12 protein-coding genes are annotated in these 24,159 nt (G+C 41.1%); 1 reads left to right on the forward strand and 11 read right to left on the reverse strand.

Translation table 11 applies throughout. From position 1 onward, the window contains the following. Positions 1-20: 20 nt before the first annotated feature. The 8 genes from KXJ59_RS01815 to KXJ59_RS01850 all read right to left on the reverse strand — a co-directional run bounded on the left by KXJ59_RS01815 (position 21) and on the right by KXJ59_RS01850 (position 18,992). Positions 21-2,477, reverse strand: coding sequence for a glycoside hydrolase family 95 protein (locus KXJ59_RS01815; protein WP_295200481.1), 2,457 nt, complete (start codon positions 2,475-2,477; stop codon positions 21-23). Between the two features lie 10 nt (positions 2,478-2,487). Next, positions 2,488-4,896 (reverse strand): beta-L-arabinofuranosidase domain-containing protein, encoded by a 2,409-nt coding sequence (locus KXJ59_RS01820; RefSeq protein ID WP_295200483.1) that lies wholly within the window; start codon positions 4,894-4,896, stop codon positions 2,488-2,490. A gap of 20 nt (positions 4,897-4,916) precedes the next feature. Further along, the gene (locus KXJ59_RS01825; RefSeq protein WP_295200485.1) at positions 4,917-6,836 is read right to left on the reverse strand and encodes an alpha/beta hydrolase-fold protein; all 1,920 of its coding nucleotides are present in this window, start codon (positions 6,834-6,836) and stop codon (positions 4,917-4,919) included. Positions 6,837-6,895: 59 nt separating this feature from the next. After that, on the reverse strand, positions 6,896-9,010 hold the full coding sequence (locus tag KXJ59_RS01830; RefSeq protein WP_295200487.1) for a thioredoxin domain-containing protein: 2,115 nt from the start codon (positions 9,008-9,010) through the stop codon (positions 6,896-6,898). A gap of 9 nt (positions 9,011-9,019) precedes the next feature. Then, positions 9,020-12,364, reverse strand: coding sequence for a VCBS repeat-containing protein (locus KXJ59_RS01835; RefSeq protein ID WP_295200488.1), 3,345 nt, complete (start codon positions 12,362-12,364; stop codon positions 9,020-9,022). 22 nt (positions 12,365-12,386) lie between these two features. Beyond that, positions 12,387-13,835 (reverse strand): vanadium-dependent haloperoxidase, encoded by a 1,449-nt coding sequence (locus KXJ59_RS01840; RefSeq protein WP_295200489.1) that lies wholly within the window; start codon positions 13,833-13,835, stop codon positions 12,387-12,389. Between the two features lie 192 nt (positions 13,836-14,027). Next, positions 14,028-15,815 (reverse strand): RagB/SusD family nutrient uptake outer membrane protein, encoded by a 1,788-nt coding sequence (locus KXJ59_RS01845; protein ID WP_295200490.1) that lies wholly within the window; start codon positions 15,813-15,815, stop codon positions 14,028-14,030. Between the two features lie 18 nt (positions 15,816-15,833). Further along, complete coding sequence (locus tag KXJ59_RS01850) at positions 15,834-18,992, reverse strand: TonB-dependent receptor (protein WP_295200492.1); 3,159 nt, start codon at positions 18,990-18,992, stop codon at positions 15,834-15,836. 1,044 nt (positions 18,993-20,036) lie between these two features. Here KXJ59_RS01850 and KXJ59_RS01855 point away from each other — a divergent pair. Then, a complete protein-coding gene (locus tag KXJ59_RS01855) occupies positions 20,037-21,077 on the forward strand; it encodes a LacI family DNA-binding transcriptional regulator (protein WP_295200494.1) in 1,041 nt (346 codons plus the stop codon). 81 nt (positions 21,078-21,158) lie between these two features. Here KXJ59_RS01855 and KXJ59_RS01860 read toward each other — a convergent pair whose 3' ends face one another. From KXJ59_RS01860 to KXJ59_RS01870, 3 genes are read right to left on the reverse strand one after another with little or no spacing between them, the layout of a single operon-like run. After that, a complete protein-coding gene (locus KXJ59_RS01860; RefSeq protein WP_295200496.1) occupies positions 21,159-23,342 on the reverse strand; it encodes a multicopper oxidase domain-containing protein in 2,184 nt (727 codons plus the stop codon). A gap of 3 nt (positions 23,343-23,345) precedes the next feature. Further along, positions 23,346-23,828, reverse strand: coding sequence for a DUF3347 domain-containing protein (locus KXJ59_RS01865; protein WP_295200498.1), 483 nt, complete (start codon positions 23,826-23,828; stop codon positions 23,346-23,348). Positions 23,829-23,868: 40 nt separating this feature from the next. Further along, on the reverse strand, positions 23,869-24,084 hold the full coding sequence (locus KXJ59_RS01870) for a heavy-metal-associated domain-containing protein (protein WP_295200501.1): 216 nt from the start codon (positions 24,082-24,084) through the stop codon (positions 23,869-23,871). Between the last annotated feature and the right edge of the window lie 75 nt (positions 24,085-24,159).

The raw sequence follows: 24,159 nt of genomic DNA on the forward strand, positions 1-24,159 counted from the left end.
ATGTTTTAGTGTTAAATAGTTTATTCCTTGGTAATTAACTTATACAATTCACCTTTTCTTGTATTAATATCATATAACCATGTTTGCTTCAGATCTGGTTTAGTAATAATTGCTTCAGGAGAAATAAGTGGATTAGTTATGATGTTCGTTTCGAAAAATGGATTGCTGTTTTCTCCTTTTGCTTTTTTCAATTCAATTCCACTTTCCGTTTTCATTTCATTCGGAGTTCTCAAACGAAGATTGCCACCCAGTTTTGATCTGATGATCAGGCTAACCAGTTTTCCCGCTTTCCATTCCATGTTTACAATCTCAAAACCACCTATGGCTCTGAGTCCGCTGATGCTTCCCTCTTCTTTCCAAACATCCGGAAGGGCTGGCAAAATATGAACCGCACCATCTGCACTTTGCATCAGCATTTCGGTGATGCCTGATGTACATCCGAAATTGCCGTCTATCTGAAAAGGAGGATGTGCATCAAAAAGATTATTATAAGTTCCTCCTTCACCTGTACCAACAGGTGTAAGCTGGTTTTGTATCAGTTTATACGCATGGTTACCATCAAGCATTCTTGCCCACCAGTTTACTTTCCATCCCATACTCCATCCGGTAGATATATCGCCCCGTTGTACTAATGTTGTTTTTGCCGCACTGTATAATTCAGGATTCCGGTAAGGAGAAATCTGGTTGGATGGAAACAATCCGTATAAATGAGAAATGTGTCTATGTTTGTCTTTCGGATCATCCAGATCATCCAGCCATTCCTGCAACTGACCATGCCGGCCAATTTGCATGGGTGGCAATCGTTTACGCAAAGCGGTAAGTGTATCTGCAAATGCTTTATCTGTCTGTAGTATGCCCGCAGCGCTGATAGTAGCACTGAAAATATCAAACACAATCTGGTTGGTCATTGTTGTTCCGGCATCAATCGATGCACCCTGATGACCCGCAGGAGAATTTTCCGGCGACATATCGGGATTGATGACCAGCCAGTTCTTTTTTGGATGTGCCACTAAAAAGTCGACATAAAAAATTGCTGCTGCTTTTAATACCGGATACGCTGATGCAAGAAATTTTTTATCACCGCTGTAGAGATAATGCTCCCATAAATGCTGGCTCATCCATCCTCCTGCGGCATTCCATACGCCCCACAATGCCCCATCAACCGCACCATTCGTTCGCCATATATCTGTATTATGATGTGCTACCCAACCTCTTGCTCCATACATTTCTCTGGCCGTTTGTTTGCCTGTTTCAGACAACTCTCTTACCATTTTCAAGAAAGGTTCATGCAGTTCAGCCAAATTGGTTTTTTCTGCAGGCCAGTAATTCATTTCTGCGTTGATGTTGATGGTGTACTTACTGTCCCAGGGTGGTCTTATTTTATTGTTCCAGATGCCTTGCAGATTAGCAGGTTGTCCGCCGGGTTGCGATGAACAGATGAGCAGGTAACGTCCGTATTGGTAATATAGTGTTACCAGTTGCGGATCATTTACCTGATTGAAATTTTTTAACCGCTCGTCTGTAGGAAGCTTTGCTGCATCAGTATTTCCAAGGTTCAGTTTTACCCTGTTAAAGTATTGCTGATAAAATTTTATATGCGATGCTGCCATCGTATTATATGGCTTCACGTATGCTTTTGTCATATCGTCTGCCGCCCGCTTATTTTCATCCCCACTTATATCCTGATAATTATTAAAACCGGTAGCGATAGAAATATAAATGGTAGCTGCATCTGCATTGGTAATAGTTAAAGAAGTATCATTTCTTTGAATCGATCCACCTTCTGTTTTAATCCGAACTATTCCCTTATACTTCAGTAATCCTTTCACAGTTTCATGATCCATTGTGGTGCCTGCAATGGTGAGTTCCTGGTTACTGGTGGTAGTAGTAAGTGCTTTGGGTTGCTGTGTTTTAAAAAAAGTGGTAAATGATATGCTTGCTTTTTTGTCTGCACTCAAACGAACAACAATTACCCGATCGGTAAACGAAGCCATTGCTTCTCTCCGATAATTAATTCCATTTACAGTGTAGGTTGTTCTTGCCAATGCTTTTTCAATATCCAGTTCGCGGTAATAGTCGGTGTATTGTTCATGCCCCTCGAAAACAAGCTGCAGATCGCCAAGTGGCTGAAACATCTGTCCATGCGATTTTTTGGTAATGATTACTTTGTTGGCCAGGCTTTCGGCTTCTTTATACTTGCCATCGAAAATAAGCTGTCTCAACACCCCCAGGGAATCAAGTGCCATCTGGTTATCATTTCTGTTGGGGCTGCCACTCCACAATGTGTGTTCATTTAGCTGGATGGTTTCTCTACTCACGTTACCATATACCATAGCACCAAGCCTGCCGTTACCAATGGGTAATGCATTCTCCCAGATTGCACCTGCGGGTTGCCGGTACCATAGCTTCAGGTTTTGTTGCTGCGCTAACCCATGCACAACCAGTACAGAAAAAAATATGGTCCACCATTTTTTCATACTTAGTTTATTATTGTCTCACCAGCCGAATCTGATAAAATGCCCCCGCAGTATTACCCGGCAGTGGTTGAAACCGGATGCTGATCTGTTTTTTATTATTGAGCAGGCTATCCGGAATTGCGTATTCTGTTTCTTTAAAAGTTTGCTCATTCCACTTATCAGTCAGGTCTTCTGTTATTAGTTTCTGATCGTCAATGTAGATATCAAATTTTCTGCTCCCGCGTTCTGCGCCCCAGTAACGAATCCTGAGTGATAATGCTGTTTCATGATTGGTGGTTAAGAGATAACTGAGCGATCCTCCATTTCTTACTTCGCGCCAGAATTCATCCAGGCGGTTTCCTGTTCCTGTGTTTCTTTGTTGTATTAAATGATCTGCTTCGGGTTGCTGTTCTCCGGCTATAATTACATCCACTGTTCTTTTTTGTAATGCCAGTCTCACTGTTTCCTGTTTCTTGAGAGAATCTACATAAGAATTGTATTCACCATCAGTAAGCATCATCCAGTACAACATATACCTCGCATCGTGTAGCTGATAAAAAGGCTCTAATTCAAGACTCACTGCATTTCCCATTTTCAGACCGGAAAAAGTATAATGCAATGGTTTGTTTTTTACAGGTGTTAAACTGTTGAGTATAGCTGACTTATTTTTTGCTATCAGTACCGGCGCCTCATTAACAGGCAAACGCTTCCCACTGGCTATATGTCCCCAGCGACTATCATCTGCTACCATTCCTTTCATTTCTTCCGTTCCCGTTTTTGCTGCCAGAACAATCGGGCCATGCAACAGTGCAACATAATTGGAAACATTCGGCATTTGCTCGATGCTGTTCTGCATGGGTAATTGTATCTCTACCTTATCTCCTTTCTTCCATATCCGATTAATAGCTATATATGAGGAAGGACCGGCATTGTGGGCAACTGTTTTACCATTTACTTTTATCTTCAACGCTTTTGGTGCTACCCATGAAGGGTATCGGATCATCATCGTGAATTTGCTGTTTCCCTCTTTGATCACCAAACCTGTTTGTTCTTCTTCAGGAAAACGGGTTTGCTGTTCTATTTCAATTTTTTTTGCTTTCCATTGCAGCGATGATGAAATAAACAGGTTTACATACAATGAATCGTTCTGGTGTGTATATATCAGTTCATTGTATTTGCCATGATTCTCCATACCACTTCCCACACAACACCACATGCCTTTATTGGGAGCTGAATAAACGCGGTAATGACGTGGTCTTACAGGTGTGAAATACACATATCCGCCATGTTCAGGATGTTGTGTAGAAAGAATATGATTATAGATTGTGCGCTCATAATAATCCATATACCGTGCATCATTACTAACCCTAAACAAGCCTGCTGAAAGTCTTAACATGTTGTAGGAATTGCAGGATTCCGGCCCTTCTACTTCTGTAATAAAATCTGTACTGGCAGTTATACTCGGAAAGAATTCTCGTCTGCTGTTTCCGCCAAATGCCAGGGTTCTGTTTTGCGTTACAGTTTCCCAGAAAAACTGTCCGGCTGTAACATACTGTTCCTCTTTTGTTAGTTCAGCAATACGTTGAAAACCGATGGCTTTCGGAACCTGTGTATTCGCATGTTTGTTGTCGAGATTATCTTTTCGCTGCCCCATTGCGTTCAGTAACATGCGATGCGAAAATCTTTTGGCTGCTCGCAAATATTTTTCTTCCCCTGTTATCTGATAAGCATCTGCAAATATTTCATTCATACCTCCATACTCAATATCAAGCATAGACTCCATCTGTTCATCAGTAAGTGTATTTGTGACATTTATTCCCCAGGCACAAAAATTTAGGAACATTGTTTTTGCAGACTCATTTCCGGTGTATAGCCAGGCATCACGAAGACCGGCATACATTTTATGTACATTGTACCATGGCACCCATGCGTTGCGCAGGGCTGTGAGATCTCCCTTTTTCAATGTACTCCAAATTTTCTGACTGCCGGGTACGGCACCAAGATAACCGTTTCCCCAGTCTGCATGATTGGTTGTGTGCGCATCCTGACAGGCTTTTAATTCTGCCAGCATATACAACATGCGGTCACGGCAAGCAGTATTACCTGTTGCAGCATAATTCATAGCAAGTGCAGAGAGATAGTGCCCGCCAACATGCCCATCGAGTCCGTCCCAGTTTGTATAGATAACTGCCTTGGCTGGCAAGCCTGCTTCTTTTCTATAGCCTGCCAATAATCGATCGGTATCGTATTGTAACAGTGTTTGAATGTTAAGATTTCTTGCATGACTAAACCTTGTATCTGATACTTGTACATCTGCCAAGGGAAAGCTATTCGCATACAGACTCTGTTGTGCCGATACGGCACCTACCGTCGTTAAACCGGCCGTTAACAGGATAAGCGTATTGCGGAACATTACAGATATTATACTCTTTGGTATCATACACAAATTTTTAATCGTGCTTATTTAAACAACAACTGCGCAAAATTGAAAAGGTTATTTCTCCAAACCGGCCATGTATGTCCTCCGGGATATTCACTGTAGGTATATTTTATTCCCATCTCATCAAACTTACCCAACATGATCTTGCAATTGTTGTAAGCAATATCTTCTTTGCCACTCATTGCTACCCAGAAAGATTTGATGTTCTTATTAATCGTTGCTGCATTTTCTTTCATGAAATCGTATTGAGGATTCGATAAGGCTGGCTGGTTGCTCCACCAACCAGAGCTAAATACACCGAGGTGTGAAAACATCGGAGAATTACGAACGCCCGCATAAAGTGTTTGTAAACCTCCCATCGACAACCCTGCTAAAGCTCTGTTTTCACTGGTATTGAGTGTACGGTAGTTCTTCTCTACAAATGGAATCACAGACTGCTTGAGTTCGTTTTCAAAATTTTTCAATGCCTGTTCCCCAAAGCCGCCGATACCACCGCTACTCAAATTACCATCCATCATTACCACGATCATCGGTTTTGCTTTTTTTGCAGCTACCAGGTTGTCCATGATTAAATCTGTTTTGCCTTGAGAAGCCCAACCTGTCTGATCCTCTCCTCCACCGTGCAAAATGTATAGAACCGGGTATTGATCCCGGATGCTTGAATCGTAACCTGGTGGTGTATAAACATACATCTGTCGCCACGAATTGGTTACCCTTGAAAAATACCGGTTGATTCTTACATCGCCATGTGGTACATTTTTTAATGAATAATAATCGCCCCCGGCAAAAGGAATTTCAATTCCACTTGCCATCCGCCCCATTCCATAAAAAGTCTGGCTGGCGGGGTCTGCTACTGCCACTTCATCTATCAGCAATGAATAGTAATGAAACCCTTCACTAATTGAGTCCGTTGTTACAGTCCAGTTTCCTTCTGCATCTTTTACCATGTCGTACTTTTTGCCAAGGTCTACCTGAACTTTTTTAGCTTCTGGCGCTTTCATTTTAAAGATGACACGACTATCGGGAAGTATTTGCGGATAGGCTGCATTTCGAACATTGGTAGCAGCTGGTGCTCCTGCTACCGGGTATTTAGAGAAGGAGGAAGTGTCAACAGGTTTAAACAGTAATTGTGAGAACATATACAACCCGTTTTTCCATACTTTAAAATCATGAACGCCGGGTTCAACAAAATAAATATGCGGCAGCGATTGTTGCTTCGCATATTCATGCAGCCTTGTACTAAACCTAAGCAGTCCATCACTGGCTCCACACGACATGTAAAGCAGTTTTATTTTTTGCTTTGCTGTTGCCACATCAGGTAGTAGTTCCTGTGGTGTTTTGGTATTTGGAGCTGAAGAGAAGCCGCCAATCCAGGCAAATTTGTCCAGGTTACCCAAACCAAAATTTAATGACTGTCCGCCACCCATCGATAAGCCTGCAATAGCACGATGTTCTCTGTCTGTTAGTGTTGAATAGTTCTTTTCAATAAATGGAATCAAATCAACCAGTAAGTCTTTTTCAAAATTGGCAAAAGCCTGTACTTTATCCGGTGCCATGATATTACCTGTAGCCCGGTCATCTTTCATTGCTCTGCCGTTAGGCATTACCACAATCATCGGCTCAATTTTTCCATCGCCGTATAGATTGTCCAATATAATATGCGGCTTACCTCCATTGAACCACTCTTTCTCATCGCCGCCAATACCATGTAATAAATATAATACGGGATATTTTTTACTCTTTGAATACCCGGGAGGTGTATAAACCAGCACTTTTCTTTCATTACCTACTGTTGATGAAGCGTAGGTAACCGAATCAATTTTCCCGTGTGGTATGTTTTCTTTTACCAGATCAAACCCTGTTGATGCAGGCTTTATAATATCCTGTGTAAAACCTGTAAGGCTAAACAGGAAAAAAGAAAAAATAAGGGCCGGTTTCATGGTTGTTGTTTTATCGGTTAGGTGATCAGGTTTCAGTAGAGTCAGCTGTATATTTCAATCTATTTAAACTGTATCAGTTGATCAAGCGCTTTAACCAGATCCTCTTCAGGTCTTTTACACAGTTGATTGCTACATACATAAATCAGGGTCTTACCTGCTTTATATTTTTGTTGCATCAATGGCAGTGTTTCTTTTGTTGTATTACCCATTATGATACTGGTAGGCAAATAAAATAACTGTAACTGTTGGCTGACATAGCTGGCATCGGCACCCATAATCACCACTTCATATGATTTACCAGCCAGTAAGCCGGCAAAACTTACCCATTGCAAATGGAACCTCGATTGCTTCTTTACACGGGCAGTTACAGCCGCAGACATTTTTATACTGATACTGGTATATGCTGTATCCAGGTAAATTGTTCCGAGTTGGTACAATACTTTGGCCATTACAGCATTGGCAGCAGGTAAATCATCATCCGATAAAGCAGTTTTACGCATAATCAGGTCCTGCGAATTAGAGCGGGTATAATAAAACAAACCTGTCTGCGGATGCATAAAGTGGGTAGCAGCAAAATCGGTTATTTTTTTTGCTGTAGCCAGCCAGTGTTCATCAAAACTCAATTCATAAAGTCTGGTAAATGCTGAAGCGGTCCATGCATAGTCGTCCAGGAAGCCATCTATTGCGGCTTTACCATCTTTATAAATTCTTTTCACTGAGCCATCTTGCATGATCAGGTTTTTTTCGATGAAAGAGGCGCAGGCAATTGCTTTTTTCAAATAGTCCTCATTTTGGGTAGCAGCATAGGCATCAACCAATCCTTTTATCAAAATACTGTTCCATGATGTAATAATTTTGGTGTCTATAGCTGGTTTCTCTCTTCTCAAACGCTCACTCAATAATTTCTTTTTGCCCGTTGCCAATCTTTGTCTGAATTCTTCTGCTGTGATCCGCTTGCTGATAGCAAAACTGCCGGGTGCCTTATCGGCATAGACAATATTTTTACCGTTTTTCCAGTTGCCCTTTTCTGTAATGTTGAAATAGTCTGCAAGCAGGGGATCATCACCCAATACATTCATCCACTCTTTTCTTGTCCACAAATAATAATCACCTTCACCCGCTTCAGTATCGGCATTCAATGAGCTGTAATAACCACCGCCCTGTGCATACATCGATTTTTCTACAAAGTCGATGGTTTCGGTACATATCTGTTTGTACCATTCATCTTTGGTAAGTTGATAAGCGTGTGCGTATAAACTGATCATCTGTCCATTGTCGTACAGCATTTTTTCAAAATGCGGTATTCGCCAGAGGCTATCAGTTGTATATCGCGCAAAACCGCCGCCAATATGATCATAGATGCCACCCAGCGCCATTTTTTTCAGATTGGTGTTTACGGTCTGCAAAGCCCGCTGATCGCCTGTCAGGTAATAATGTTGCAACAGAAATTCAGATAATGCAGGAACCGGAAATTTTTGTGTGCCTTTGAGTCCTCCATTGTTGAGGTCAGCAGATTGATAAATACTGTCGAATAAAGCCCTGTATTCCTGCATCAAAGGCTTTTCGGTTGAGGGAGCCAGATTAATGAGTGAAAACTCTTCATCGGTCATTCCATTCACTAATGCATTGGCCTGAGTTGTTACCAAACTACGCTGTGTGGTATAGGCTTTACTGATACTTTGTAATAAACTCTTCCAGTTTTTATTGGTGTAATAAGTGCCGGCAAAAAATGGTTTTCCATCCGGTAATGCAAATGCATTGAGTGGCCAGCCTGAATTACCTGTAATCAACTGCAGCGTGTTCATGTATATATTGTCGATATCGGGTCTTTCCTCGCGGTCTACCTTAATACAGACAAATTTTTCATTCATGATCCTGGCTACAGCAGTATCCATGAATGATTCTTTTTCCATTTCATGGCACCAGTGACAGGATGCATAACCTATACTGATGAGTAAGGGTTTGTTTTCATTCTTTGCTTTGTTCAGTGCTTCATCACCCCATTCATACCAGTCTACCGGATTATCAGCATGCTCCTGCAGGTATGGACTTGAAGCATATTGCAACCTGTTTTTTTTACCCATTATTCCTGAACAGGCAGACAAAAACAATACCACTATCAGTAGCATATTTACCGACACAAGGTTCTCCCTGCTGCTGATCCTCTTCAACATATTTCTCCCTTATTTTTTAGTAGCAAAAATTCTCAGGCGGTCGTTATTAGCGCTTACCAATATGCCTGAGCCATTGGCTAATTTTATCGGTTGAATATCTTTTACATTATACGGTGCAAAAAAGCCACTTTCCATCGGCTTATACGGTTTGAAATTCATGTCACCCAATCCTTTAAGGAATAAACCAGGTGATGCATCTGCTGGTGTTGTCTCTACTTCTACATCAAATTTATTACCAGCCAGAAGTATGTCTTTTTTACCGTCGCCATCAAAATCTTTTACTATGATTCCGTTAACCGTTGAAAGCTGGGCTTCTGTTGGCAATCTTTTAGAGATGAATTTTCCCTTATCATTTATAAATACAACCGTTGAAAATAGATGCGCCTGGTGATGCAGGGCTGTTTTCATTTCTTCTTCTCCCAATATTCCCGATATATCGCTTTCAGCAAATGATAAATAAGTAGGAAATTTCTGTGCAATCATCGGGCACTGTTGCGAGGTACATTCCCGCCCACGAATTGGTACAATGGTATTATCGTTCAGGTGGCGGGCCAGAAAAATATCGTTGGTGCCATTTCCATCGAAATCTTTGGCCCATACTTCAAATGGTTTTTTTTCTGATGCTTTGAATTTATAATTCTCTCCCAGATTGCCTGCTACCAGATCCATATCACCATCACCATCTATGTCATCAGCTACCAGTTTATCCCACCAGCCTTCAGTTTGTTGTAAACCGTATGATGAAGACTGATCCTTCATTTTTCCTTTTTTGTATTCAAATACTTTTATGGGCATCCATTCACCGGCTATTACCAGTTCTGCACGTTTATCGCCATTCAGATCGGTCCAGAGAGCCGATTTTACCATACCCACTCTGCTCAGTTCAGGTGCTATGTCTGATGTTCTGTCTACAAAAGTTCCTTTATCATTTACCAGTAAATAACTCTGCGGCGCCTGCGGGTATTTATGGGGCAATACTTCTCCTCCCCTGAAAATATCCAGGTCGCCATCTGCATCCATATCAAAAACAGCAACACAGGAGCCACTGCTGGCTGTTACCGGTATTGACAGATTGGCTTTCGAAAAATTACCCTTACCGTCGTTGAGGTAAAGCCTGTCCTGGTACATAGGTGAACCTTCATCGAATTCACTTCCACCACTTACCACATATAGATCCATATCGCCATCTTTATCTGCATCGAAAAATGCAGCTCCCATATCTTCATATTTTTTATCTGCTTCAAAAGCAGCGATGGTTCTGGGTGTAAATTTTCCGTTTTGTTGTATATATAAAACGCCGGACTGGTCTTTTGCTCCTCCGATATAAAAATCATCCATTCCGTCTCCATTCACATCTGCTGTTGTTACAAAGGGCCCGCTGCGGCTGAATTCATGTGGTAACAAGACCTGATCTACATACTCATCGTATTTATTTTCTTTGTGAAGAAAGGGTGCCGACAAAATCTGATCCGTTGTTTCCACAAACAAAGGATTATATACAGGCATATAATTAATACCTGACACCGCTTCTTTATAATTTACTTTTAGTACCTGATTGGTTGTGATATTTTTTACGCTGTTCGATTTCCCATCGGGCCATACAACCACTATGCTGTCTAGTTTTGCTGTTTTACCCAAACCAAAATGTACCGCCGGCTCATTGGTAGATAAATAACCTCTTACCAGTTTTTGCTGAAAAAACTGTTGCATTTTTCCATCGTAATAAAGCGCCAGTTTTGCCCCTATACCATCCCTGTTTTTCTCTGGCCCTTCCAGTTTTATACGGAGATAATTGTTTTTGTTGTTGACTATATTTTCATACAGGTCTGACTCACCGTCAAGGTTATTGATGATCATGTCCAGATCGCCATCATTATCAAAATCAGCTACTGCTGCACCGTTTGAAAAAGTGCTGTCTTTAAAACCCCAGGCTTCTGATACATTTTCAAACTGAAGGTCTCCTTTGTTTTTAAAAAGATAATTTCTTGCTTTGATAGGACTATAGATATCCATGTATTCTTTAAACCCTTTTTCAAACATTTCAGCAGATGAGCTGTACTTATGTGCGTTTGCCTGGATATACATATCCTGTTTCTGCTGTATGTCGCCATCGAATAAATCTCTTCTGTAACCATTGGCTACAAAAATGTCTCTCTGTCCATCATTATCGAAATCGGCTGCCAGTGTTGACCAGCTCCATTCTGTTTTAGAAATGCCTGCCATTTGCGATACATCACTAAAAAATCCATTTCCATGGTTCAGGTGCAGGGCATTATGCATGTATTGTTTATGAAAACCACTGTCTACAATAGCCCAGAAACCTTCTACATCCATTCTCGGCATCGATACTTTTGAACGCTTATAGTTTTCAGGAAGCATTTCCATTACCAGAATATCTTCGAGGCCGTCGTTATTGATGTCGGCAATATCTGCACCCATGGAAAACAATGACAGGTGGTTGGTCATTGTTTTTACTTCATCTTTAAATGTTCCGTTTCGCTGGTTGATATAGATATAGTCATTATCAGCATAATCATTCGACACAAAAATATCTGTGTACCCGTCGTTGTTAAGGTCAGATGTAACTACAGACAATGCATAACCAAAATTGTGATTGATGCCCGCCTGTTTTCCAATCTCTGTAAATTTCCTATTATCGTTTCTGTACAATTTATCTCTTGCATAATCAGGTGGGGTTCTTTTTCCTGCTACCATTTGAGATAAGCCTAAATAAAAATCCTGTGGACGATTGGTTAAATACATATCCAGGTCATTATCATTATCCATATCGAAAAACGCCGCATGAATAGAATAGCCCGGATCATCCAGTCCGTACTGCTTTGCTTCTTCTTTAAAAGTGAGATTACCCTGGTTGATGTATAAAAGATTTCTTCTTTCAGCCTCGGTTTCTTTTGTGGTGCCGCCTTTGCATACGTATATATCGAGCCAGCCATCGTTGTTAATGTCTACCAGCGTAACGCCATTATCCCAACCAGTGGTTCCTTCAACTCCTGCTGATTGACTGATATCGGAAAATTTCATTCCTCCTTTATTGAGATAAAGTTTGTTGGCTACTTCATTACCTGTGAAATAGATATCCATCAGTCCATCGTTGTTAAAATCACCGGTTGCCACACCTGCACCATTGTAAACATAGGCGAATGTGTCGAAATAATTTTTCTGGTAATTCTCATCCAACCTGTTGGTAAATGTGATACCGCTTTCAGCCGATGCAATTTTTTTAAATACCGGGTCTTCTGTTTTAGCCGGGTTACTCTTACAGGCCGGCATCAGTACACAAAACAGTGTGGCTGCACTTAAGAATGAAAGTGCAAAAGCAATCCTTTTTAACATACGCGTATTTTTAATACTACTTCTATTTTCCATTTGTGTGATAGAGGTATTTTTCCCATACTGCAGCCGCTACGTTTCTCCCCATTTTTAAACCCTCCAGGTTTTCACATTGTATATGGTATCCACCTAAAACCCTTGATATACCTGCCATTTCGGCTGTTGCAGTAAAAGTTGGAAAATTCAGTGTTATTTCTGCTCCTGTATGATCGGGTTCGGTCATTGCGCCTGCCACTCTTTTTATGGTTGCACCAAATTTGTCGTTACCTGTAAACAGTCTTAATATTTCTGCGCAGGCGCCACTAATGGTACTGTGTCCTGATACATAACTCGGGAAAGGCGGACACAAAAAAGTTTCGGGAGAATAGGGTCTCCATTCCTGACCCAACATTTCAATCATTCCTTTGCCAGGACCACCCCAGCCTTTTATTTTTTTGTCTTTATAATAGTAATGTACCAATGAATAGGGGCGTGCATAGTCATATTTCATTTTAGTATCCCAACAGGCTATAAATCCATCCATTGCTGCAGCTTCTACTGCAAAATACATTTTCACATCCTGATCGAGTGTATGTTTATCTCTTACTGATACGTCCTGTGCAAACATGAGCCAATGCCCTGCCTGCTGAACAGATTTTGGTCCGTCGCGCATAAATTCTACCAATGCTTTCTGGCTGTCTGATAATGCAGCCTGCAGTTCTACTACTTCTTTTATTTCTTTTTCCAATTGTGCTGATCCGATGGCCGGCGGTGCCGGACTTCTGAACTGACTTCCCGAATCAAGCAGCAGGGGTTTTACATTACCCCAGTGTGGTGTTAAACAGGCTGGTGCAAATTTGCCGCCTTTACCATCAGCAAAATATTTGGGTTGCCAGCGTTTGATGTCGCGTAAAGTATCGGCGCTGTTAACGGGTTGGTAGGCGGTATAGTCTGAATAAACATTTCCATTCGATCCTGCCATAGTACCTGATTGATTAGAGCCATCATTCAGTCTTGCTTCAGTAATGGTTTTAGCTGCAAGGTTGCCAATACCTTCCGGTGTAGTGGGGTCGAGTGAATGATTAGCAGGATCAAAACCCAACTCTTTCATCTTATTTTTCAGCATCAGTGAGTCTGAAAAAAAATAAGTGAGCATGCTGCGGTATGCTGCATAGCTGATGGCCTTTTCTTTATTTTTTAGTGTTCTTTCTGTTTCGGGAACACGTTCCACATTTTTAAGGTAAACAGGAATGGCAGTGGCATCATATCTCGACCATGCATCAAAAATGGCCGTTTGCACCAATGCCAGCATTCGTGCTGTTACGGTGGGGCGTGGCCTGAATTTCTCTGTATCGTTTGCCGTTGCTTCCAATGCAATGCGTCCCCATTTATAGGCCAGGTTATTTTCTCCTTTAGGCTCATCCAATTGCTGCTGGGTTGAATTACAGCTTACTGAAAACAGAAAAAAGAATAAAATTTTGAAAGCGTGTTTCATATTGCGTTCCGTGTAATAGTCAAACTGTTTTTCATGTAATACCGGCCCTATGCCCGATAAAAGGTACTAATTCATTTTTCAACAAACAATAGTCCGTTGGTGAATCATCATATGTTGTCCAGCTGTTTTATTAAAAAGAAAACCGGGGATTCGCATCACACCGGTTTTCATTTTTGCTTACATATGAAAATCTTAATATCCTGTGTTCTGCGGATATTTAGGTCCTTCTGTTACAAGGTCAATCTGCGATTGCGGAATCGGCCTCAACATATTGAATGGCTGAACACCAGCTGCTGCTTCAGCATTGTGCAGTTGTACCCTTTCAACCAGTTTCTTGGTTCGTGCCAGATCCCACCAGCGACAGTCTTCCGCATAGAGTTCTCTGGTTCTCTCATCCAGCAGGAAGTCGAGTGTAACCTGAGCTGCTGTAATTTGCTGCGCTACCACTGCGGCTGCATATTCAGCAGGTGTCTGTCCAATTTTCAATGCAGCTCTTGTTCTGAGTACATTAATCATATTGGCAGCATCCTGTAAGGTAGCACCACCTCTTAAAGCTGCTTCTGCTGCAATGAGGTACACTTCTGCAAAACGGAAGAGGATATAAGGCCTGTCTGAATAATCGTTCATATGACCTCTGGTAGAATCATCAAATTTTCTTACGCTTGGGAAGTATGCTGCTGTATATTTTACAGTTGAAGCCGGAATATGATCTGGTTCAAAAATAATTCCTTTAAACCTTGCTCTCTCTGTTGATGTTACCACTCTGTCAGCCATCCAGATAGCCGTATCCACACCATTAATCAGTGTTCCTCTTGGTGTAGTAGCACCCGTTGTACCATTTGCAGATTCTGCTGTACTATTCGATAACCATACTGTTTGGAAAGTTCCATCGTAACGGGAGTCTGTTGCCCTGTTCGCAAATGCTACATCCATTACATATTTTGTATTGGGTCTGAGACGTACGAAAGGACGGCCGTTTCTGGTATCACGCACGGTTACGTTGGCGCCAGAATTGGTTGGCCAGTTGGCAGGAATAGTTGGATAGTTCGGTTTCCAGAAGAAATTAGATTTGTTCTCACTAAAGCTGGTTGCTCCTGCTCCTACAGCAGAGTTCTGACCAAACTTAAGGTCTTTGGTATGATCAATTACCATCAATACTTCCGGACCATACTCATTACCTTCTCTGAAGGCATTACCGAAATAAGGTGTAAGATCTAATCCATAAGTAGCTTTGTTATCAATGATACTTTTTGCAATGGTATATGCCTGCTGGTTATCATTTGCCTGTGCAGCAGTTGACCAGCCTCTCCACAAATAGGTTTTTGATAAGAGAAACAGCGCTGTTGATTTGGTAGCAGGTTTACCGGTTCCTGGTGCAGGTGTATTTGGTAAGTCTGCAGCAGCTTCGGTAAAGTCTTTGATGATTTGCGCATACAAATCGGCCAAAGGTGCCGGTGCATCGGCAGCAGATGCCGATGAACTAAACGTTGTGTGCAAAGGCACTTGTCCGAATGTAGTTACCAGATAGAAATAACAGAAACCACGCAGGAATTTTGCCTGTGCCAGTAACTGTGTTTTTGTTGCTGCCGGAATATTGGCATTCGCTCCATATTCCAGTACACCATTGGCTGTATTGATATCAATAAATAAAGTATTCCAGAAACCTTCGTAGTTATTGGTATTACTTCTGATTACCGGGTTATTGTACACAAACCAGTGTACTGCTCCGTTATCTACAGAACCTCCACGGAGGCTTTCATCTGTTCCACTGTTGAATAACTGGGTCCATATCTGCGTGGCCCACTGTCCTCTGAAGCTGGAATAAATACCAGATATCGCACCCTGAATACCATCATTTGTTGTGAAGAATGAAGGTGTAAAACCTGTTCTGGGTTGCTCCTCCAGTAACTTTTTACAACCACTGGCTGTAAAAAGTATAATGCCAAGGAAAAGGCTGTATTTTAAAATTTTATGTCTCATTGAAATAGGTTTTAATAATTAAAATCTCACATTAATTCCAAAAATGATCTGACGTGTTGGAGGAACACCCATACCCACGGTAACTGCACGTTGTGGTACAGAGGCGGCACCGCCACCCTGCGTTCCAACTACCGCAGTATTTGACTGGTTTCCTTCCGGATCAATACCTAACCCATCTCTTACTAATGGCGACCATAAGATGAATGGATTCTGTGCAGATACATAAGCTCTCAGTGAATTGATACCGGTTTTACCCAGGAATTTGGCTGAGAATGTATAACCCAGATCAATTGTTCTGATCTTAATAAAAGAACCATCTCTGTAAGTAAGTGTTGAAGTAAACGGCAGACCATCTACACCTGCATCAGGTTGAGGGAAATCATTACTAGGATTGGTTGGGGTCCAGTAGTCTACTTTATGTTGGTTTACACGACTGTTCATAAAGAATGGATAACCATTTCCGCCACCATCGGCTGCCAGATAACCGGCAACCACTGTCTGACCAAAACGACCAAACATCACGATATTCAGATCGAAGTTTTTATACTCGAAACGGTTGCTTAAACCAGCTACTAATGTTGGCTGGAAATTACCTATGATTTGTCTGTCTGCTGCTGTAATAGCATTGTCTTTGTTGCGGTCTTCAATTTTAATATCACCTGGTTTTGCACCATATACTGCAGCCTGAGTAGCTTCACCGGTTTGCCAGATACCTAATTTTTTATAATCGAAGATGGTAGTTACTGGCTGACCTACAAACCAACCATTACCTAAATCCTGTGAAAGATTATTCTGTAAAGCATCAATACGCTCTCTGTTAAAGAACAGGTTCAGGTCTGAAGTCCATTTGAAACCACGTTTATTCTGCACATTCACACTGCTCAGTGTAAACTCCATACCATATGATGATGTTCCACCCACGTTTGTTAAGATAGAGTTGGTACCATTACTACGTGGTAATTGACGTTGTAACAGGATATCTGTTGTTTTAGTGCTGTAATATTCAATTGTACCGGAAAGTCGGTTTTTGAATAGAGAAAAGTCAACACCAATATTCAGACCCGCTGTTTTTTCCCAGGTAAGGTTAGGGTTGGGGCTTGTATTAATGGTATAACCATTTACCCAATTGGTACCCACTGTTGTTCCCTGACCATAATTATAGAAGCTGGTTCCCAAACTACCTAATGTAGTGTAAGGGTTGATACCTGCATTTGAACTGATACCATAACCAGCTCTTAATTTCAGACTGGAAACAAATTTTACATTCTCCATGAATTTCTCACGATCCATGTTCCAGCCTGCAGAAACCGCCGGATAAGTTACCCACTGGTTTCCGGGAGACAGTACAGAAGCACCATCTGTTCTTACGGTTGCAGTAATACTATATTTATTATCGAAAGTATAAATGGCACGACCCATATAACCCACTACTGCCGACTCGCTAAAGTTTCCACCCTGTGGTGTAACTGTATTTACCTGCTGCCAGTTATAGTCCTGCATAAAATCGGCCGGTACGCCTACACCATTAAACTGCTGTGCTCTGAAATGATTTTTCTGAACTTCCTGAAGTGCGAGTACCTGTAATTTATGTTTGGTTCCAATGTTCTTGTTGTACTCTAAAGAGTTGTTGATGGTGTACTGCCATCCTTCAGAGTTCGCTATGCTAAGACCGGAGTTTGCCACATTGGTATTGATATTAAATACCGTGTTAGGACCATTATAGTTACTGTTAAATGACTGTGACCATCCAAAACCGAAAGTTGATTTGAATTTCAGGTCTTTAATAATGCCCACTTCAGCATAGAAATTATGCTGAACCTGGTACCTGCGCTGGAATGCTTTGATCAGATCATTATTGCCGATAGAAGTAAGCGGACTGATCTGTGCATCATCAACACCTTGTGAACTGGCTGGTTTAAAGTTAATGGAACCATCGTCGTTATAAGGTTTGAATAGAGGCCCCAGACGGGTAGCTGAACCATAAGCATTTGTTCCCAGCCTGTTTGATCTTAATAATGTGCTGAAACTTGAGAAACCTACTTTGATACGGTCTGATACTTTATGATCAATGTTTACATTAAATGAATAACGTTCTAATTTCTGATCATGAATGATACCTGTTTCATTATAATAACCCATGCCAAAAAAGTATTGGGTTCTTTCATTACCGCCACGAACACTTAAATCGTGACTGGTTCTTAAACCAGTAGTAAGCAGCAGTTTCTGCCAGTCCGTACTTACACCCGCAGTAAGGTTTGTTTGTTCAATGGGGCGAAGTGCATATAAACTGGCATTCGGAGCTGTTGAGTTACCAACTGCAGCATCTGCTTTAAACTGTGCATATTCTGCACCATTAAAAAGCCTGTAAGTATCCAATGCACTTACTATACCAACAAAACCACTATAAGTAGTAACTGGTTTTTGAGTTGAAGTACCACGTTTTGTGGTAACAATGATTACCCCATTTGCACCACGTGAACCGTAGATAGCCGTTGCAGATGCATCTTTTAAGATATCTACCGTAGAAATATTTTCAGGATTCAGGTCATTTACACTACCCCCATATACCATACCATCAACCACAATCAATGGGTTGTTGTTACCGGTTATAGAACGGTTACCACGGATACGGATTTCACCACCAGCGCCGATCTGTGAGCTGTTGCTTACAATATCAACACCCGCAGCACGACCCTGTAACTGGTTAAAGATATTTGGTGCTTTAATTTCATTCAGCACTTCACTTTTAATGGTAATGGTAGATCCGGTTACATCTTTCTTCTTTTGTGTACCGTAACCAATTACCACCACTTCATTCAGTTCATCTGTTGAGGCAGCAAGGGTAACATTTACGGTGGTGTTATTACCTACACTGATTTCAGATGTAGCATAGTTAACACTTGATACTACCAATACTGCACCACGTGCAGCCGCAATGGTAAAATTACCGGCATTATCGGTAGTGGTACCTGTTTGTGTACCCTTAACCTGTACCGATGCACCAACTACAGGTTCTCCTGTGGCATTGGTTACACGGCCACGCACAGTGTTTGTCTGTGCTAAAGCATTGTTTGTTATTGTAAGCAGTCCCAACAATATCACTCCCGTCAACACCCATGCTTTCAAGCGAAACAAGCTCTGTAAGATTTGTTTTGTTTTGTTTAGAGGCTTTTTCATATTTAATTTATCGCTTTGAGAAGTATACATAAATAGATAATCATTGTGTGTAATAAATAGCGTTGAGCTAACCGTCGCGTATGTTGAACTTAAACGGATGTCTGTCCCGTATAGAAAACAGGGATGTAATCAGGAGTAATATGATGCTGATGTTGTGCTGGTAAGGCGAGGGAGATAACAGAACTGCCCTGCAATCGTACACAGGTGTGTGCACGATGCGCTGAAGAGAAAGTGGCAAGTTCATTCTATTCGTCATATAGCAGCAATTGGTCGTAGAACTTTGTCAGACAAAGTTTTTATGCAATCCGTTGCAAAAGTGTAAAAAAAACAATTATTCCTTGTATAACTACCCTTTCAGGCTACCGGCCCCGTATTTCATTTTTATCGTTTCCGATTTTCGTTTGGCGCTTGAAATACAGTATCAGTAAGGGTTATAAGGACTTTTTACAGCTTTTTCTCCGTTTTGCTTTTGATTTTCGTTTGACTAATGTAAATAAATTTTTGAAAAAAATGCAATCGCTTGCATAAAATTCTAAAAATAATCCCCTTTTCTTTCCTGATTGGCTCTTTTCCGGGTCGGGATCGGGGTTTTCAGCTACCGGACTGGCTGCTCTAAGCCATTTATCAACCCTGGAGATAATTTATTAAAAAAGAACGCTTCATTTATCGAAAACCTGTCCTTAGAGTAGATGGTCTGCATTCGCTTTTGGTAGAACAGAATTCCGCCAGAAGAAACTTATTCAACCCATTCTTTACAAAACTTAACCTTACATCAACGAATAATAACCCCGGAAGCCATTTACATGGTTTCAGCTACAGGATTTGTCTGTTCCCTGCTATGGTATTTTATAGTTGTTTTATCAAGAAAATCATTCCCGGTTTAGTTTTGTATTTCCACAGTTGCACATCAAACCATTGTGAACCATACGCTCAAGAGCTGATTGAGACAAGATTTGCTTGCCTATTCAGTTGTAACCGCATCATATTTAAAAGAAAACTTTGTACATTGTATTTTAGATCAACTATTATCGCAACCGATTGCAAATGAAGCCCAAAAAAGAGACCACGATTTATGATATTGCAGCACATCTGAATCTCTCCTCAGCAACGGTGAGTCGTGGATTACAGGATCACCCGGCCATTAATAAAAACACCAAAAAGAAAATACAGACGGCCGCCAAGGAACTGGGCTATCGACATAATAATTTTGCCAGTAACCTCCGCAAACAGAAAACCAATACGATCGGTATCATGATGCATGAGCTGAACAGTAACTTCATGTCATCAGTACTGGCCGGTATTGAAAAAATTACAACCGAATCGGGTTACGATATTATTATAGCCCACTCTTCAGAAAGTTATGAGAAAGAGGCTGCCAATGCACTCAACCTTTTTCACAAGAGAGTAGACGGATTGATCGCTTCTCTTTCTTTCAACACCAAAAACCTCGATCATTTCCAGGCTTTTAACGATAAAGGCATTCCGGTTGTATTTTTTGACCGTGTGGAAGAGAAGAGCGAGAATACCAAAGTCATTATAGATAACCATAAATGTGGCTACGAAGCAACACAACACCTCATTGAGCAAGGTTGTAAAAGAATTGTGCTTGTTACAGCCAGCCTCCAGCGAAATGTATATGCGCAAAGACATAAGGGTTATACAGATGCACTGCGCGATAACAATATACCATTCGACAAAAGCCTTGTGCTGATTAAAGACCTGAGTGAACAGGGTGGGCGTGAAGCAGCAATGGAAATACTGAAGATGAAACCCTTACCGGACGGCGCTTTTATCACCAACGATTTTTCGGCAGCGGTGTGTATGAAAACACTGAAAGAAAATGGCATCCGCGTTCCCGAAGATATTGCCATTGTTGGCTTTAACAATGATGCCATCAGTAAAATTGTTGAACCCCAACTTACAACCGTTCATTACCCCGGTATTGATGTAGGTGAAATAGCCGCCCGTAATCTCATCAATCATTTAAAAGGTATTTCCAATCTTAAACACACACAAACCATTGTGGTGAGATCTGAATTGCTGATCAGAAAATCTTCACTGAAGAAGAAAACTAAACATTCATAATTAACCGCAGGAATACTTTCGCCCCTGCTGTCTGATTAATTTTGTAAACAGAGAAGCTTTACTATTGGGTCTTATTTGAAACTAATACGTTATAGATATGCCTGCCCCAAAACCCATATCACTGTCGTAATGTGTGGAGAGAGACATGTATTTGGTAAGGATATACCTGAACCCGGTCATATATTCTTTATCGGTATTCCACATAAAATTCAATCTTAGCCTGCTGCTTAAAGGCATATCTTCTCTTCCAAACTGCACCCTGATTTTTCCGTCTGTATCAACACGTGCGTCTGCCCTGATCAACATGGGCATCGTATATTGAAATCCAAAACATACAACCCCTCGCTGATTTTTGGTATTTACCTGCCCAAAAAGATTTTTTTCAACTTCACCATGATTTCTGTAACGCCAGTCGAATCCGATATAGGGCATAAACCATTGGTTTCTTCCAATCAGCCTGCCAATATGAAATTCATTTTCATAACCCTGCTCACGATTGGTTCCCAAACGCCATTCATTCTGTATCATCCAACGGGTATTGGAATACATGATTTCACCATCGGAACCATTCGTTTCCAGACCTATTTGTGCGCCCAGGTAAAACCGCCGGTCGTCACGATATACTTTACGCAGTGCTTTTTTAGGATCTGGAATTTGTAGATTAGGTGGTGTGTTTTCATAGGAAAATATTCGCCCCATTCCACTCATCATATGATAAAGGATATGACAGTGAAAATACCAGTCGCCATATTTTTCAGAAGCGTGAAACTCAATCGTATCAGTCTCCATCGGCATAATATCCAACACTGTTTTCAGGGGAGAATATTCACCCTGTCCATTCAATGTTCTGAAAAAATGACCATGTAGATGCATAGGATGACGCATCATAGAATTGTTGATCAGCACAATCCGTATATTCTCTCCCTGCTTAATCAGTATTTTATCCGATTCAGAAATGGTTTTGTTGTTAAGCGTCCACACATACCTGTTCATATTCCCCGTTAACTCAAATTTCAACTCCCTGAACGGTCCGGGTGGTAGAGTGGTTTTATGCGGAGCTTTGAGCATGGCATAATTCAATGTGGTAATCTGCTGGTTGCTATCGGTAATTTCCGGATACATAACCATATTCATATCCATTTGCTGCAGGCTCATTTTCATACCCATATCATTCATACTGCCATCCATGTTCATCATCCCATTCATCATCTTCATCCCTTCAAAATATTTAAGTCGGGGTAAAACCGGTGCAGGAAATTTTTCACCTTCCCCCAGCCACATAGATGTGGCACGGGTTCTGTCTTCTGCTGTAGCACGTAATTCGTAACTTCCTGTATCGGGCAATGTAACCATTACATCATAGGTTTCAGATACGCCAATAATCATCCGGTCTACTTCCACCGGTTCCACTGCTGCACCATCATTGGCCACAACAGACATTTTACCACCTCCAAAACCAATCCAGAAATAAGTTGACGAACTTCCATTGATGATCCGCAACCTGATTTTATCCCCGGCCTTGTATTTCTTTTTTATCTCTTCCATGTTACCATTGGTAAACAAGGCATCATAATAAACATCACTTACATCCATGGCCATCATACGCTTCCATTCATTCCCCAGTTTTACACCCAATTTTTTTTCTTTGATGGCTTGAAAATAATTCTGTGTTGCTCCTTTTTTTATAGCGTACCAGTCAGTGGCATAATGCAGCGACCGCTCTACCTGATTCGGGTTTTCATTTGTCCAGTCGCTCAGTAATACCACTTCTTCGTTTACGGGCAAATATTGTTTGGGCTGTATCACAATTGCGCCATACATACCGCTTTGCTCCTGCAACATGGTATGGGAGTGATACCAGTAGGTTCCCTGCTGTACGATCGGAAACCTGAATATATGCGTGCTGTGTTCTTTTATGGGAGCAGTGGTGAGGTATGGAACACCATCCTGTTCATTAGGAAGAATTAGTCCATGCCAATGAATGGAAGTTTCCATATGCATGAGGTTGTGTACATGAATTTCTGCGCTATCGCCTTCCGTAAAATACAATGTAGGTGCCGGAATACTCCCATTAATGGCTACGCCCTTTGCTTTCTTACCGGTATAATTCACCAGCGTATCTGTTACGTATAAATGATATACTATTTTGCCTCCTGTTCTGATCAGTAAAGGCATTCGCTGATCCTGACTGCTAACAGCCATATGTTGTGCTTTTATAGCAGTAACATTTATCGCCAGCAGAAAAAGAAGACAGATACGCAGCATAGTTTAGTGTTTAATGGTTTCCTTTATATTTCCACAGGATAACATCATATTTCCATAATAGGGGTTTCGGATGGCTTTGTCGGCACTCAGCCAGAACACTTTTTTCATGGGACAATAATCCACATACAACTCGGTTTCACCTATTGATATTGATTTTGCCAACTGTATCATAAGATCAGATAATCCAGAAAAAATTTCTCTTTGTTGCTGAATATCTTTTGCTGCAATGAAAGCAGAAAGATGATCCGACATTTTCACTTTTACCTGACTAAAGGCTTTCCATGCATCTGTGTCCATGTTTTTAGTACTGGCTGCATCGGTAAATTCCTTTAATGCAACAGCTGCTTTTTTACTGTTGGCAGTATTACCGCTTACCAGTTCATTTTTTATTTCCAGGTAATTTTTCAATACCGGGTTCAGGTGTTTCACCTGCCCAACAGCAATTTGGGCAATCAACAAAAAGTAAAAAAATAATAGCTTTTTCATATCGTAAATGGTTGGTTAATGAGTAAAAATGCAAAACCTGTTATTGAACAGGTTCTGCCTTATATCCGGCCTCTTGTATTGCTTTGATGATATCAGTAGCTGTAACATCCTGCTCTACTTCTACCTGAAGAATTTTTTCGGGATTCTGAATATCTACTTCCCAGTTGTCTTCGCCGGCAACCTTATTAAGGAAAGGGGTAACATTGGTTACACAGCCCATACACTTAATTGTTGTTTTAAACTTTAAAACTTCCATTTTTCTACATTTAATTATTCTTCCGGAATATCCCGTCTGAATGATGATGTAAAATTAGAATGGAGAGAACCTGTC

This window comes from Sediminibacterium sp., from assembly GCF_019264485.1.
Taxonomy (GTDB): domain Bacteria; phylum Bacteroidota; class Bacteroidia; order Chitinophagales; family Chitinophagaceae; genus Sediminibacterium.